This is a genomic window from Pectobacterium odoriferum (assembly GCF_009931295.1).
GTDB lineage: Bacteria > Pseudomonadota > Gammaproteobacteria > Enterobacterales > Enterobacteriaceae > Pectobacterium > Pectobacterium odoriferum.
In genome coordinates this window covers 2,735,777-2,750,731 of record NZ_CP034938.1, presented here as the reverse complement: position 1 = coordinate 2,750,731, position 14,955 = coordinate 2,735,777, and the positions used below count along the sequence as shown (strand labels likewise).

Below are 14,955 nucleotides of genomic sequence, written 5' to 3'. Positions count from 1 at the left end.
CCTCTTGTGCGGGCCGATATGCAAGCAGAAAATCGTTTTTGCTGTGTAAGAATGTAAATCGTGGAAGAGATGTTTTCCACGGCAAGGTCGTCGTAGGTTGGAATGAAGGATAAGCCTACTTAGACTTAGGTTCGTAGGGTAAACGAGAGAACTGTAGCGACCGCTGGCGGTAAAACATCACGCGTTCGCGAAAATAGTCACGCAAGTACTCGGGTTGCTCTCTCTCAACGACCTCGGGAATGACCGGCATATTGTAACGTTCTTTGAAGGCAACGCCTGACGCCGCCAAGTCTACGTTAACTTTATCCATCTCTTCTTTGGACAATTCTGCCAGATTGTATCCCATACCGTTTTCTCCTGCCTATTGGCCACAGACTGATGCGTGTCACGGTAAAGTAGTGACAGGAAAATGGCAAGCGTTCACCTTATCATGTGGATGTTTATTATTCTCATTACGAAATGGGAATCATTTTTAATACCAATGCCTCATAAATGATATATCTCGTGGTTGTTATTTTTGATAATAAAAATGATTCGCAATAATATATTTCCTTTAAGGGTTAAGTGATAATAAATATCAATAACATGATTTGTAATTTATTGATTTAATTGTATTTTCTGTTAATTAATTATCAATGTTAATAAAGTGTTTTTTATTTTATTTTTTCAGGCATAATGCCCTAAATAATTTCACCTGCCTGGAAAATAGGGAGTTAGCATGTTAAAAAAAGAAATGATTCAGAAGCTGAATGAGCAACTTAATCTGGAGTTTTATTCCGCGAATTTGTATCTGCAAATGAGCGCATGGTGCGGTGACAAAGGTTTTGAAGGCGCGTCCAGTTTCCTGAAGACGCATTCTCAGGAAGAAATGCAACACATGCAGCGCCTGTTTGACTATCTGGACGACACCGGAAGCTTACCGATATTAGGCGCGATTGCTGCACCGCCGATTGATTTCGATTCACTGGCTGATGTCTTCAAGCTGACTTATGAACACGAACAGCTGATCACTGCAAAAATTAATGAGCTGGCACATGAGGCAATGGCGCTGCAGGATTACTCTACATTTAACTTCCTGCAATGGTACGTTGCTGAGCAGCACGAAGAAGAGAAACTGTTCCGTTCTATCCTGGACAAATTGGCGTTAGTCAAAGCCAGCGAAGGCGGCCTGTTCTTCATCGATCAGGATCTGAAAAAAATGTCTGCGGCGGCACCGTCAGCCTAACGACAAGCGACGCTTTTGTCGGCCAATGATTAGTTGAATGACGCGGGATAATGTTTTTCTTATCCCGCCTTTTTCCCTCCCGAACGCTTCTTCTGCCGTTACTGGCTGCCAATATTATTCCTGAACTCCACACTCGACTTCACCTTCCTCTGTCGCTATGATCGCATCAGTCGTGATATACAACGTTCTGTTTTATAAGGTTTGAGGCTGTCTTTCTCTGATTCGGATAAGGCTGCAAAACTCACACACATCATTGTCTGAATACGCCATGTCGGGAATACCATGATGAAGAAATTTTTGCTATCTATCGTGCTTACCTCACTTTCCGTGAATGCTTTTGCTGCCGCTAAACTGGCAAATATCAGCAGGTTTGAATACGGCGATCGCTGGGCTTTCACGCGTGAAGAAGTTCAACTGATTTGCCGTCCTGGCAATGCGCTGTACGCCTTACATACTGGGACGTTGATGCAATATCCGCTAAACGATGTTGCTATTGTGCAAATGAAGTCTGGACAGGTGAGTGCGCAGCCGATAGACGTCATCTGGCTTGATGACCCTAAGCATCCCGGACAGAAGAAAAGCCTGCAACCATTTATCGAACGTGCAGAGCAACTGTGCCAGCCAGACGCTAAGCCATGAAGTGATTGTTTTACTTATTAATGTTAATCAGTTACTTCTTTACGGTTAAAACAAAGTGTGAAATCTGTTCCATTTGTGATGATTGCGAACAGGTTGATGCTGGAAAACGTGAGGGAGTTGGCTAAGCTTAAGTCTACAGGGCTAGTACAGCTTGTATAAATGCCAACTTTTAGCGCACGGCTCTCCCAAGAGCCATTTCCCTAGACCGAATACAGGAATCGTATTCGGTCTTTTTTTAAGTTATTGTTTTTAAGGGGTTTATTTTCTAGATCCCGAAAAATCCCGAAATTTCCCCGAAAATTGATATACGGTCTTTTATAAATAGACGTAATCTTTCCCTCGCATATCCAGATATTTCTCTGTCATTTTTGCTGATTTGTGACCTAGTAACTTTTGAGCAAATTCCTTTCCGCGCTCCTTTTCATACAACCTGCCCGCGAGACTTCTTATCTCATGAAATGTCGGTGGCCTCTCATTCAGCTCAATCCCTGACGCATTTCTCGCTTTAACAAATCCCTTTGTCAGCCCGTTGACCTCAATTGCTCCATTCGGGCTGTTTTTTCTAATCCCAGAGCTAATCATATAGTCGGTTTTACTGGCTTTGCGACATTGTTCAACAACATCGCACAGACGCAACTCTATGGCATCAATTGCTAGGTTTAGCGGCAGTGCCAATTTACTCCCTGTCTTCCCTTGCTCTATCAGCAGTCGATCACTAACAATATCGCTGAATTTAATTGCGACAATGTCCTCTCTGCGCTGTCCAGTAACGAGCGCTAAATCCATGGACAATTGAAACCACACAGGCTGCTTTTCAGCAGCAACGCGGATGGCTTTATATTGTTCAAGTTCTAACCTCTCGCGTTTTACGTTCGGCTGCGGTGTTCGTGTTGGTAATACCGGATTATTATCGATGTGGCCTTCAACAATAGCCTCGCGAAAAATATCAGATAGAACGGATCGAAAACCTGCGGCCATAGATAATTTCTCTTGCTGCAAATAAACCTCTAAGAACTCAGCAATGTCTTTTGTTGTCACCTCTTTTAGATTTTTATTTCCCAGTGACTGTCGAATTGTCGCGAGTTGACCAGACCGTATTTTGTATGTGTTTTCGGCTAAATCTCGGCGCTTAATAATTACACTGTAACGCTCTAACCACACATCAACAGTAATAAGAGCGTCCGTCTTCGTATTCTTTAGTTTTTCCAGTAAAACTACAGGGGAATAATTCTGTTCAATGTAGTGGTTTGCTTCTATGGTTTGCCCAATCGCATCCTTGCGTGATATTCGTCCTAGCGAGATCTCTTGATTGGTAATTGGGTTACGCCAATAGAACGATTTTTCGCGACGCCTGTACGTTAAATTCTTTGGCAGATTGGTATCATACCTCGCTGGCCTTTTTGCCATCGATAATTTTCCTTACAAGTTCCGAATTAAAACCGTTGCTTTCCGCGATTATCCGACGCGAAAGCTTGTAATCTTTTGGATTGATAAATACGGCATCTTCGCTGACTCGATATTCACGCCCCTGTATTTCTGGAGTCGGATAGATCTTCCCAGCTCTAGCCCAACGCTGAACAGTTTGTATTGTTGGTAAGCTGTCTTTTGAGTAACGGCGCTCGCGCCATTCGTTTAGCGTGATGAGCTTTCCCATATTCACCTCATAACGTTATACATTTAGATTTATCAGAATCAGTTTTAGCGGGGAGGGCGAACCTCCCCAGACTATTTAGCTATTGATATACTCGGGCTTCATATCGCACAGCGTTACAGCGAACTGATCATGCAGCTCGTCGCCGAGCTTCCGTTTTGCCGCTGCCAGTGACTTTTCCAGTGCAGCGAATTTTTCAATTGCGCCAGGTTCGTCAGGCTGCGGGAGGGAATTGATCTCTGCCTCAATTTGATTTCTGGCGTCAACCATGTGAAACCGCCTCACAGCATTGTTTTTCAGCTCAGTAAATAACGCGGTACCGAGAACTGATTTTTTAGATTCAATTTCAGCGCGAATGGCCGTGGCTCTATCAGTGTCATTAGCATTTTCGATCTGATCTCGTAAATCATTAGCCAGCGCATCGATGCTGCTGGTGGACTCCTGCGAAGTGGCTGCGCTTTCCGGCGCATCAGGATCCTGCGCAGCGGTGAAATCTTTCAGGCTAGCGCGTGGCGGAGTGATATCCTTCTCTCTCTGCCAGACCATTTCGGTTCCCTGCTCCAGCATTTCCATGATTTCAGAATTGTTAGGCAGGCGGCGGCATAGTCGATGCGCTGCTGATTTCCTTGCCATAGATTCATACCAGTCAACCCACGGCCCTTTGTCGCTGTTTTTACTGGCGGCACGAACTTTTTCAATGTCGTCAAGGTTGAGCCATTCGAACTGAAATTCTCCTGTCTTCATCCGAGCATATGCGACAGACCCGATCATCTCACCCCGAGATCCCAGCGTTGGTTCGTAGTGGATATGTTCACCGCTGTCATCGAGCCAGACGCGAAATTTATCTTTTTCGTAGACCGCTCGAGCAGCGATGATTGATATCTCTCCCGACTGGCGTGCGCGTTTGAGGACGCCATCTATCATAGGCATGTACTGGGCGATCAACTTCCAGTCGCCGTTTGCCTGTTTTTTCTTATAGACCACCATCGCGGCTTCGCGGTTATCCGGAATGAGTCCGTCTTTTGCGCAGGCTGTTAGAGCATTAATAACGGATTGGTGGTCGGCATTATAAAGATCATTGTTAGAGGCCAGAGCCACAGCTGCGGCGTTGGCAAAACGCTCATATGGGACGTGCGCAGGTAGAATGGAACGCACTGGCACTAACTCGACGTCCAGATTTGCTTTTATATTGATCAGTTCATTGGCAGCCATATTTCCCCCTTATGCCTGTGCGCGCAGCGCTTCAAGGCGGCGCACGTCAAAGTCGTTGAGTTCGTCGGCGTAATCATCAGTGATTGGTGCTGGCCACTCACCTGTATCAAATCCTGTAGCGATGGCGCGCATGGATTTTCTGTATTCGAGCATGCCCAATTCCAGCAGTTCTTCCGAGGCCTCGACTATTGCGATCCAGTGGTAGTTCTCGTCTTTGTTTACGAAAATCCAGAAAAACTGATCGAGCGCCGCTGTTTCGCTATACATTGCCGCACTCAGGTGATAATCGCGGTCTATGATTTCACGGTGAAGCTTTGCCCGCAGGCCATCCTGCTTGACGTTCCACATGCTGATTGTTTTCAGATCACAGCCGATGCGCACACCGTCAAGATCGATTTCAAGGTCAGGCCGCACACGGACTTCGAGCCCTGTTTCGTCGTCAAATCCGAAATAACTCACTTCAACGGCGCGGCTCGGGTGAGTCAGCAACTTCCCAGCGGTCGGGTGATTCAGCAGCGATTTCTGAATAGCTTGGGCTGTTGCCAGCTGCGCGCGGGTGACCAGTATTTTTTCTTCTGGATTCTCGCGCCATGCGTCGAGCAGTTCGTCAGCGAATACCGCATCTGGATTAACCGATTTAACGGACTGAATCAGATCGTACTTGGTACCGGAAACTTTAAGCTGCGCGGGCTTCTGTGCTTCCTGCGCGACCAGGTCGGGATTAGTAAGCGCCAGTTGCTCCAGCAGCGCGTCGCGGCTCCCGCTGGTTTTAACCTGCGGTGTCAGGGTGGCGTTGTACTCTTTGATACAGGCTTTCATTGCGCTAGCAGTCTGCTTCTGGCCGTCTTCAATGCGCTGGAATTCAGCAGGAAGCGCCATGTAGCTTTGTCCGGTTTCCTCCAGCGATGCGCCGAGCGCTACCTGCGGCGTCAGGGTGGCGTTGTACTCGTCCAGTAAGGCTTTGATATCATCAGCAGAAAGCGGCGCTGGCAGAGTGCCGTTGTATTTGTCGATAAACGCTCGTATCGTCGCCGTTGTTGTGAACGCGCCAACTGGAATCTCCGGCTCAACGCTGAATTCAGCCATAAGATTTTCTGGTTGCAGCGCCAGCGCATGCACCAAGTTACCCATATCGAGCACTTTTGAGTTCTCACGCGCGATAGTTTTAGCCACATGACGCGCGTTGAAATACATCAGACTAACCCGCGCGTCTTTCACCTGCGTTGAGCTGACGCCGTTCGCCGCGTGGTAATCGTTATTAGGCACGCCCTCATAACGACCAGGTTCAAAGTATGGCGGTTCGTCCGTGACTGTTGGCTCTGCTGGTTCCGCAGCGGCGGCACCTTCGCCAATCCATTTATTTACAGCTGATTCGAGAGCTGCCTGCGCTTCTTCAATAGAGCCATCATCATTCGCTGGCGTCGGTACCGCCGCACCAGCTTCGATCGATTTGTTGCCAGCCGCTTCCATCTGCACATTACTGGTATCTCCTGCTGAAAATTCATCAGTAACTTCAGGGTTTTTTCTTGCGAAATCTGTTTGTAATTGGAGGAATTCCTCGTGAGAGATTTCCACACAACCTTCGTTAATCAACTGGTTAAATTTTCGCAGTGTAAATAGCTCGCTAAAGCGCCCTGTAGCTGGCTGCTTGATATAGAACGGGCCTTTTCGTTCTTCTTGTGTTGCTGCGCAATCACTCACCAACCCTTCAATAGAGAACTTACCGTCACCAAGGTTTTCAACCTGAGGCTGAGTGACTAATTCTTTGTCTGTTTCGGTGTTCTCTTGCTTAGCGGGATTGGCTGGGGTGTGACGTGCCAGCGCCAATAGTTCCTGCGTTGGAGTCGTGTAATATTCAGCCGTTAGCGTTGAGTTAATGTACCGCTGGAGACTGTCTGGGAAGTGGGTGACATCCTGATTCGCTTTGCGAATTAGAGCGCCTATCCCTGCTTTGAATACGCTCAAAATGCCCGGCATTGCTCGCAAAGTTTGACTCCATGTTTTAAATGGCTGTTCTTTGTTTGCGACGATCTCTTTGGCTCGACGAAATACAGGGCCGGGAACATTGTAGATATCGAAGTCGAATGGCGTTGTGAACAACGCGATTTCAATATCAAGAGTGTCCAGAGTGTGCGTGTATCCGCGATCAGTATTGCTACCATCACCAGCAATAGCGCCAGACTCAGTGCGCTGCACACCGGACTTTTTCGCCCACTTCGTTGTAACTTCTGAACGATACGGACCCGAACGCTCAAGGCCGGAATCTTCGTTACGCGCGTTTAACCACTCTTTAGCGAATGAGACGATATCGCCAACGGTAGGCGCTTTGCCGTCCTGCGGCCACACTGATTTGATGGAACCGATCAGGCCGAAAAGCGTCTCAGGGAAGCAGTGTTGCGCCTGCAACAGTTCTTTAGCGTTATTCAGCGCCAGCAGCAGGTTTTGGAAGTAGGTTGCTTCCATATCGTGCTGCAATGCGCTGATCTCACGTTGCTGAGTAACAGATAGCTCTGTGAATGACTCATACAACCAGCTGCCGCCGATACGTTGAATGAACGAGGCCTGATCGATAGTGATTGTGCCGTCAGTTGCGTGATCATCCTGAATGCTGGTTGACGCTGGTTCTGCTGGCGGATAGCCGGTCTCCCATTCTGCGGTTAACGCATTACGGGCATCTGGTTCGGCGGCGATCCAACTGGTCATGAACTCGGCCAGCAGCACGGGGTCGGGCTCATCAGTCAGCGGGAACACTTCTTTAACTGCCTGCACCAGCTTCCACTCGACGTGCAGCGACAGGTCGGCAAATTCAGCAACGTCACTGGTAGCCAGCAGCAAATTCTGCATATAGGTGTTATCAGTTTCGAGAGCGGATTCACCGGAGGCCAGTTCGCTGGCGGCCAGTTGCTGTTCCTTCGTCACGTGGGTCAGGTATTTGTCGTTCTGCAGGTGGATCGCCATGCGAACGCTCTGAGAGCGTTTTTCTACCGGTACAGTTGCTGCTGCAGGTAGCGTAGCAGTGTTCTCGGCGACAACTTCCGTGTATTGAGGTTCGATAATGCAGATTTTTTTGCATGTAACCCCATCTTCAGCCAGTTCGTAGCGATCGAACCAGGTGTAATCAAGACATCCCTCTTCGGGCAAGTCGTTAAAGACAGGGAAATCAATGCGGATTGGCAGGTTGTAATCACCACCGCGGCCAGTTTGGATTTCGGCATCTTCCAAAACGTTCATGATTTCACGATCTGCGCGTGAGTCTGATTTAGCAGAGAGCCAGCAGAAGAGGCTTTTCTTTTCTGATTTGGCTTTTGCTTTGATTAGAAACGCATACGTATTCATTGCGTTGGGACTCCTTGAGGTTGTAGAATCCCCTGAGCCAGTGATTGCGCCCTTTGGGGAGTGGTTATTGGTCAAAACTCGATTCCGGTAAGCTTTGGTCGGCGAACCGGGTAACGAAGCCCACTCAGGTGGGCTTTTTTACAAGTGTCTAGCGAAGGTGCCGTGATATTTATCTCTTGCCTCACTAGCCACTAATTCAGCGAACTCTATTTCTTTAAACATTCCTAAAACTATTCTCCTGCCACTTACACCTATGGAAACCCTCCATTTATTTTCTCTGTTGTGCCAAGTGACCCCCTTTATGTTGCTTATGTTGTCTGCTCTTATTTTTGTGTTTTGGCAGTTTTCTGAATGAGAGCACATGCGTAGATTTATTAGCCTGTTGTCATGCCGGATCCCGTTTACATGATCAATTTGTAATAATGGCCACTCGCCGTAACTCACTAACCACGCGAGCCTGTGTGCTCGATATGGCCTCCCATTCAAAACAATTCGCACATATCCATTTCTGCTTACAGTTCCTGCCACGCAGCCTGAACTCATTCTTCCTCGGCTTACTTTCCACTTAAACAAACCGGTATTTGGTTCGTAAGTAAGAATCTTATTCACGTCAGTAATTGATGGTGAGTCCATAGTTAACATTACCGTTTTTGCGTTTTAAAAAGCGGCGGATTGGCAAAGAGAAACCGCACTGCCGAAAAACATCACAACAAGACACTTCTAAGCACAGCTATCACGGTCCTAACGTGATTCGGTTGTGGCACCGACGCGCTACCGTCACTTACTTCCCGCCGCTCTGTTTTGGTATTGGTCACCAGTACCTGTGACTCAGCCGATTCTCGGGTCTTTGCGTCGGCCGGCGCTGCATCTCGCTTGAGAACACCACAACGATAAGAACATTCTTCACAGGCCTATGAATTCGCCTCCAAACGCTCTTACCTGTTGTGTGCTGGTCTTTCCCAGCCGTCACCGACCTATCGCCTCGGGGCGCTAGGCGCAGGGTGAAGTCACTCGGTTTCTTTTTTGCCAGTCAACGTTCAACAAATTCAGCGAAGCTCAACACCTCATCACCTTCTTTTAGGCTGTTGAAATATTCTTCGTACGCTTGTTCCATCCTCGCGCCCTCATTCAGTAGAGTTGTGTGCCGGGCGCTACTCCGGCATAAGCGCTTTTCCCCGATGCCAGCAATCCGCTAGCGAAAAGTCATTGGTCAGAACTCGATTACTTTGTTGCGGGCCGTTGGTCGTCAGCCCTGATAATCCCTTCAACTGGCCAGCACTCGCCGTTAACTCGTTGGTCGTACATATCAGCAACACAATCCTGCTTCGTGTCGTAAACCCCCAACACAGCTTCGTGTCGTAAACCCCCAACACAGCTTCGTGACATTCGCCAGTCGTTGTACAGATGACGAGAACCAGCGCGAATAGTGTTTCCATCAATTTCCTCTTCCTGTTGCCCTTGCCATGATGCGATTTGCCGCATCCCATTTTTTACTGTCGTTTTGCGCTCTCGCCTTTTGTGCCAGACGCTGAGCTCTGCGAAATTGCCGAATATTCATCGACACCTCTGCCGTTATCGCTCGGCTGGCGGAACGTTGAAACCTGCTGCGCTATTACTTAAATCTCAGCAACTGCCGTCATGTTCTTTCGCCTCAGGCTGGCTACTTAGCCCTTCCACATCACTGAGTAACTCGTGGTATTGCTCAGTGGGTTATGCGTTGAGGCGTTGCTGCGTTTCGATGGGTTCATTAAACACAATGTTTATTGTTGTGTCAACAAAATGAATAATTAAAGATAAACAGAAAGTTTACCCCTTGAGGAGAGGGCTATCTGGATCGCCATGGTCAGATGTGAATTTCAGGCAAAAAAAATCCCGCCGGAGCGGGATGGTAGAGGTAGGGATAATGTTATTTAATGATATCTTTTAAAAATATTTCTACCGGCTGGTATTTATTGTCAGTAGACTTAAGCCTGTAAGTTATTGTGATATCAGCCCTGATAGCAAATTTTCCTTTAAATTCTTGGGGGTTGATTCCAGGCGCCAAGACGAGTTTTATTCTGCGATCAACAAGTCCCGGGATCACTGCTGCCCAGCCTCTCTCTGGATTATCAAGATCAAGAGCTCTAATCTCTACATCGGTATCAAGATAGTCTTGGGTGTATGTCTCTGGGTCAAAACTTACTTCAGTTGGCGCTTGCTTGATGGTCTCAGATGGAATGATGATAGCGGTACTATCAGAGCCTATCTGCAAGGTTGAATTACCATCCCCTCTTGCCGGAACAAGGGTCTTCACTGCGTTTTTTGCTAATGACTTCTTATTTGTTACCGTGCTTTCTATCACGGAATGTAACCGCTCTGGAGATATGTTAGCCTCTCCAGCTCCAATATTTATAATAGTATTATTGTTGGCTTCAAAGTGAGGAGCAACTGCCGGATTCATTGCCTTGGATGCCAAAAGCAATCCATAGCCAACCAACCCTGCGATAACCGCCGTAATGAGAGTATTTCTCATTTTCCCATTCCCGATTTTGTTATGCACACTTTCAAGGAATTTATCCATCTCCTCTTGAGTGCCAAATAGTAGTTTTACGACGATATCCTCGTAAAGACTACCAGCTTCCAGACGCTGGACATGCACTGAAATATCAAGAATATGAGAGCCGGTTATTTCTCTCAATACACCTTCAGACTGCTTAACAATTGCCTCCCAACCTTGAAGAGAAGCAATAACTTCCTTAATACTAACAGGCTCAGAGGTTGAGTAATAAATATTTTCAGTAAATGACAGTGATAGCTCTTGAGACATAATTATCCTTATTAATTATTCGCCTGGTAATAACACTGCCCGCCGGTCTAATGCCAGCTTAGCCGTTACTGTGTGCAACATTAATTAATTAAAAATAAAAAATCGGCACGTTAGCTGAGGGTTTACTCACTCGTTGGCTTATACCTACCCCTGAGATACTTCTCCACGTACTCATCCAGTTCTTTCAGTCGGAGCTGGAAGAGGTCGATCATTCGTTCGCGCTCGGCCTCGGGGAGTTGTCGATAAAGGTTAAGCATCTTCATTTCATCGCTACTCAACCCTGTTGATTCTTCGACATCCTCGCCAAGCAACCAGGCAACAGATACGCCAAGCTCTTCAGCTAACTTCAGAGCAGAACTTTTCCCCACTGTTCCACGGTTAAACCAGTTGTTAACCGATTGGGGGCTGACGCCAGCTATCCGAGCCATCTCTGCTTTCGAGATACCCTTCAACTCCATCAACTCTGTTAGCCGCCTAACTTGCGGGTGTTCTACTTGGTGTGAGTTCTCTTTCATGCGGTCATTTTAAACCATATGTTTAAGGTCATTAACATTCATATTGTTGATCTTTTATTAAACTTATTGTTTAATGATTCGTGTCGATACACAGGAGAACATATGACTGCCCTTGATAAAGCCATCAACAATGCCGGTAGCGCCACTAAATTGGCTGAATTACTAGGCATTTCATCTATGGCAATAAGCCATTGGAAGCGACGCCATGAGGGAGCGATCCCGTCAAATCATGTCCTCGCCATTTACAACGCAACTGGCGTAACTCCCCACGAACTACGCCCCGATCTTTACCCAAACCCGACAGACGGCTTACCAGCGGAACGGAAATAACTATGCACAGCCAAACTTATCAGGATGATAACTGCGCAAAATCGGGATTGCTGAAATCCAGAAATCAATCTCGTCAGTCTGTGTCGGCACATGCTGCTGTTCGTGATGCGGTGGAAACTTGGCAGAAAACTTTGCCGGGAAGGGCGCAGGAGGCGATCGCGCAGCTGGTTGTTGATGAATGGCGCCGTCGTGGTGGGCGCGGTCTGCAACTTGGCGATTCAGCACGGAATAACCGCCAGAACATTTTCCGCTGGCTGGATAACCCGTTTAACTCACGACGTTATGCGGGATATATCGAGCAGTTGGCGCCGGTAATCGCCGACGTAATGCCGATCGAGATTGCGCGCCAGTACGGATTGAAGAAAGGGAAGACAAAAGCGGAGCTGGTGGCCGCTGCGTCGCGCGAATGCTCTGAAGCAAAACAGTCCGCGCTGCTGGGCGAACCGCTGCGTGAACTTGAGCAAAAGATAAAAGAGGGGGTCATGTCGCTTATTCAGTTGGCGCCGCCCGATCGCTGGGCTGCTGTTCTGGATAGTACCGTGACGATGTTCAACGGGATTTTCTAATCGAGTTTTGACCAATGAACCACTTGGAATTTATCGAAAAGCACGTTCGCGAGGACTTGCTGAAAAAGGGCTACACGCCCGGCATCGCTCAGGGGGGGTAGCCAAGGCGCTGGAGTATTACCGCCGCGTATCCCAATCCAGCGGCAAGGGCAAGATGATTGACGACTGTCTGCGAGAAGGGCGGTTGTGGGCTGAGAAGTACAGCACGAAGCAGCCGAAATCACGAACAACGAAGTAACGAGTTTTGACCAATAACTTACTAAGGAGCCCAGCGATGAAAGAGCGCGGGATAATTTTTAACGGCGACATGGTTCGGGCAACTTTGTCCGGTCAGAAAACGCAGACGCGGCGAATCGTTAAGCCTCAGCCTGATGAAGATGGCTTAGCTCGACTGAGTGGCGGGACGTGGATGGATACCAGTGAGAAGGTTTATCTCTGCCCGTTCGGCAAAGTTGGCGATCGGCTATGGGTGCGGGAGACGTTTAACGGATTCTGGCTTGACGATGATGTGATTCAAGAAATTAAGGACGGCATATCAAAAGCGTCAGAGTTTTGTGATTACCGATCTGATTACCCCGACAGTAGCCAGCCAGTGGGAGGCTGGACGCCGTCGATCCACATGCCGCGATGGGCGTCCCGCATCACGCGGGAAATCATTGGTGTGCGCGTTGAGCGCCTGAACGATATCAGCGAAGAGGATTGCTGGGCAGAAGGCATTGATGCAGTTGATGATCGCTTTGAGAACGCAGAGATCATTGATATGGCGGTGAAAATTGGGTGTTGCATTGAAGATGCGAAACCTATGTTTGCGTTGCTGTGGCAATCCATCTACGGGGCTGAAAGTTGGGACGCTAATCCATGGGTATGGGTTATCGAATTTAAGCATATCAAGGGGGATTGATGGCTGCGCTGCCCTATATGCAACTCTACATTGCTGACTATCTGGCAGACACGATGCATCTGTCTACAGAGGAGCATGGGGCCTATTTGCTGCTGATGTTTAACTACTGGCAGACAGGGAAACCAATACCAAAAAACCGACTCGCAAAGATAGCTCGGATGGGTAACGACCGTTGGATTTCCGTTGAAAGTTCGTTGAAGGAATTTTTCAACGATAACGGAGCCGAATGGGTGCATGAGCGCATTGAGCGTGATTTAGATGCGGTGCGCATGTCGTTAGAGCAGAAGTCTGCGGCAGGAAAAGCCTCTGCCGAGGCAAGAAGGGTTAAAAAAGGAACGAACTACCAACGCGGAGGCAACGCACGTTCAACGGGTGTTAAAAATCCGTTGGAACAGAGTGGTAACGGAAATCCAACTAATAAAGATCCAGATAATAAAGAAGATCTAAAAGATAAAACCCCACACATAGCGCGCGAGGAAAATTTACATCCTGCTGAAAACAACGTGCTACCAGAATACCTGCCGGGCATCGATGAACCGATCGGTAAATTCCCGATGTTTTCCGACTGGAGACCGTCGTTAGATTTTCGACAACGGGCTGCGCTGGCTGGGGTGGTTTTGACAGAGGACTACCAGCCAACTGAGTTAGCGGGGTTTGTCATGTACTGGCAGCCTGAGGGGAAAGCGTTCCACCAACATCAATGGGATCAGAAATTAGCTCGGCACATCCAGCAGGTGCGGAGTTCGGCAGGTAAACAAAAAACCGGAGGTTTAAATGCAGCACCAGAACAGACCACCAACAGTGGTGAATCTCGCGCAATGCAGAAATTCAGGACAGCCCAATCCCAGCGCCACGGAACTGATGTTGGACGGGTTGTGGGAGGCGATGATCGAGATCTACACGGATCGCTGGATTACCAAGAACGGGGCGGAACCTTCTCCGGCGTGGGCAGCGGCGATTGGACATCTGACGAATGACCAGATTTCCAAAGTTATTACTGGTTGCCTAAATCGCTGTGCCGCAGGCAATGCGTGGCCACCAGATTTGGCGGAATTTGTGTCGCTGGTGGCTGAATGCGGCGCGAATCCATTTGGCCTGAACACCGATGATGTTATGGCCGAATACAAGCGCTGGCGCAACGAATCGTATCGCTATTCGAGCAGCACTGAATTCCCATGGCGCCAGCCTGTGCTTTATCACATCTGCATTGAAATGCGGCGCGCTGGCGTAGAAAAACGCATGACGGCGGGAGAGTTGGAGCGGTTGGCAGAACGCCTGCTGGCGAAATGGGTGAAAAACATCAGCCATGGGATGAGCATTCCACCTGTTCGGCGCCATCTTGCAGCACCAAAACACTCTGGCGGGCCAACGCCAGCGGAACTGGCCTACGCGGAATTTAAGCGCCGCAAAGCGGCTGGATTAATTTAACCAAATCGAGATTTGACCAATGAAAACTAAAATGCCCGTTTCGCAGCGCATGCTGCGCCACATTCGCCGCCATGAGGGGATGACCCGACAGGAAATCGCGCGCGCCCTCAACATCTCATCGAAAGAGGCTGGTTCAACGCTAAATACGCTGAGAGAAAATCAGCGAATAGTGGCAGTTGGTATGCCAGGGAAATACACGTATTTCCTATTCCGTGAAACCCAACCAGCATTTGGCGTTCACCCCGTACAGGCTCGTTTCACTCAGTTACTGGCAGGAGTACGCGTATGGAAGAAAGTAAGGAATTACACCGTAGCAGGGAACTAATCTTAGTTAATAATAAAAAAA

Annotated in this window: 17 protein-coding genes; 8 read left to right on the top strand and 9 right to left on the bottom strand. The window is 48.2% G+C overall.

The window, feature by feature from the left end; genetic code table 11:
* Window positions 1–115 precede the first annotated feature (115 nt).
* Window positions 116–346 (bottom strand): DNA polymerase III subunit theta, encoded by a 231-nt coding sequence (locus EO763_RS12305; RefSeq protein ID WP_010275841.1) that lies wholly within the window; start codon window positions 344–346, stop codon window positions 116–118.
* Between the two features lie 372 nt (window positions 347–718).
* Between EO763_RS12305 and ftnA the strand changes: the two genes are divergently transcribed.
* Window positions 719–1,225: a non-heme ferritin gene (ftnA, locus tag EO763_RS12300; RefSeq protein ID WP_039489705.1), complete on the top strand. Its 507-nt coding sequence runs from the start codon at window positions 719–721 to the stop codon at window positions 1,223–1,225.
* A 282-nt stretch (window positions 1,226–1,507) separates the two neighbouring features.
* Window positions 1,508–1,864 (top strand): YebY family protein, encoded by a 357-nt coding sequence (locus tag EO763_RS12295; protein ID WP_161529126.1) that lies wholly within the window; start codon window positions 1,508–1,510, stop codon window positions 1,862–1,864.
* Between the two features lie 315 nt (window positions 1,865–2,179).
* Here the strand turns inward: EO763_RS12295 and EO763_RS12290 are convergent, their stop codons facing one another.
* The 8 genes from EO763_RS12290 to EO763_RS12255 all read right to left on the bottom strand — a co-directional run bounded on the left by EO763_RS12290 (window position 2,180) and on the right by EO763_RS12255 (window position 11,384).
* Window positions 2,180–3,271 (bottom strand): tyrosine-type recombinase/integrase, encoded by a 1,092-nt coding sequence (locus tag EO763_RS12290; protein WP_161529125.1) that lies wholly within the window; start codon window positions 3,269–3,271, stop codon window positions 2,180–2,182.
* Window positions 3,246–3,518 carry an excisionase gene (locus EO763_RS12285; RefSeq protein ID WP_161529124.1) on the bottom strand — a complete coding sequence of 91 codons (273 nt, stop codon included), beginning with the start codon at window positions 3,516–3,518 and terminating at the stop codon, window positions 3,246–3,248. Before EO763_RS12285 ends, EO763_RS12290 begins: the two co-directional genes overlap by 26 nt.
* A 75-nt stretch (window positions 3,519–3,593) precedes the next feature.
* On the bottom strand, window positions 3,594–4,727 hold the full coding sequence (locus tag EO763_RS12280; protein ID WP_161529123.1) for a recombinase RecT: 1,134 nt from the start codon (window positions 4,725–4,727) through the stop codon (window positions 3,594–3,596).
* A gap of 9 nt (window positions 4,728–4,736) precedes the next feature.
* Window positions 4,737–8,063 carry a RecE family exodeoxyribonuclease gene (locus EO763_RS12275; protein ID WP_161529122.1) on the bottom strand — a complete coding sequence of 1,109 codons (3,327 nt, stop codon included), beginning with the start codon at window positions 8,061–8,063 and terminating at the stop codon, window positions 4,737–4,739.
* 138 nt (window positions 8,064–8,201) lie between these two features.
* Window positions 8,202–8,606 (bottom strand): HNH endonuclease, encoded by a 405-nt coding sequence (locus EO763_RS23935; RefSeq protein WP_425281364.1) that lies wholly within the window; start codon window positions 8,604–8,606, stop codon window positions 8,202–8,204.
* A gap of 678 nt (window positions 8,607–9,284) precedes the next feature.
* Window positions 9,285–9,368, bottom strand: a complete 84-nt coding sequence (locus EO763_RS23820; RefSeq protein WP_341874934.1) for a DUF1482 family protein — start codon at window positions 9,366–9,368, stop codon at window positions 9,285–9,287.
* A 601-nt stretch (window positions 9,369–9,969) separates the two neighbouring features.
* On the bottom strand, window positions 9,970–10,869 hold the full coding sequence (locus EO763_RS12260) for a hypothetical protein (RefSeq protein WP_102117847.1): 900 nt from the start codon (window positions 10,867–10,869) through the stop codon (window positions 9,970–9,972).
* A 122-nt stretch (window positions 10,870–10,991) separates the two neighbouring features.
* A complete protein-coding gene (locus EO763_RS12255) occupies window positions 10,992–11,384 on the bottom strand; it encodes a helix-turn-helix domain-containing protein (RefSeq protein ID WP_161529120.1) in 393 nt (130 codons plus the stop codon).
* 102 nt (window positions 11,385–11,486) lie between these two features.
* Here EO763_RS12255 and EO763_RS12250 point away from each other — a divergent pair, with 102 nt between their 5' ends.
* The 6 genes from EO763_RS12250 to EO763_RS12225 all read left to right on the top strand — a co-directional run bounded on the left by EO763_RS12250 (window position 11,487) and on the right by EO763_RS12225 (window position 14,934).
* On the top strand, window positions 11,487–11,714 hold the full coding sequence (locus EO763_RS12250) for a transcriptional regulator (protein ID WP_161529119.1): 228 nt from the start codon (window positions 11,487–11,489) through the stop codon (window positions 11,712–11,714).
* 2 nt (window positions 11,715–11,716) lie between these two features.
* Entirely contained in the window at window positions 11,717–12,280 is a 564-nt protein-coding gene (locus tag EO763_RS12245) for a toxin YdaT family protein (RefSeq protein ID WP_161529118.1), read from the top strand.
* A 274-nt stretch (window positions 12,281–12,554) separates the two neighbouring features.
* The gene (locus tag EO763_RS12240; RefSeq protein ID WP_161529117.1) at window positions 12,555–13,181 is read left to right on the top strand and encodes an ASCH domain-containing protein; all 627 of its coding nucleotides are present in this window, start codon (window positions 12,555–12,557) and stop codon (window positions 13,179–13,181) included.
* Window positions 13,181–14,158, top strand: coding sequence for a DUF1376 domain-containing protein (locus EO763_RS12235; protein ID WP_161529116.1), 978 nt, complete (start codon window positions 13,181–13,183; stop codon window positions 14,156–14,158). Before EO763_RS12240 ends, EO763_RS12235 begins: the two co-directional genes overlap by 1 nt.
* Window positions 14,067–14,609, top strand: a complete 543-nt coding sequence (locus EO763_RS12230; protein WP_161529115.1) for a replication protein P — start codon at window positions 14,067–14,069, stop codon at window positions 14,607–14,609. Before EO763_RS12235 ends, EO763_RS12230 begins: the two co-directional genes overlap by 92 nt.
* 19 nt (window positions 14,610–14,628) lie before the next feature.
* Window positions 14,629–14,934 carry a helix-turn-helix domain-containing protein gene (locus tag EO763_RS12225; RefSeq protein WP_161529114.1) on the top strand — a complete coding sequence of 102 codons (306 nt, stop codon included), beginning with the start codon at window positions 14,629–14,631 and terminating at the stop codon, window positions 14,932–14,934.
* Window positions 14,935–14,955: the final 21 nt, after the last annotated feature.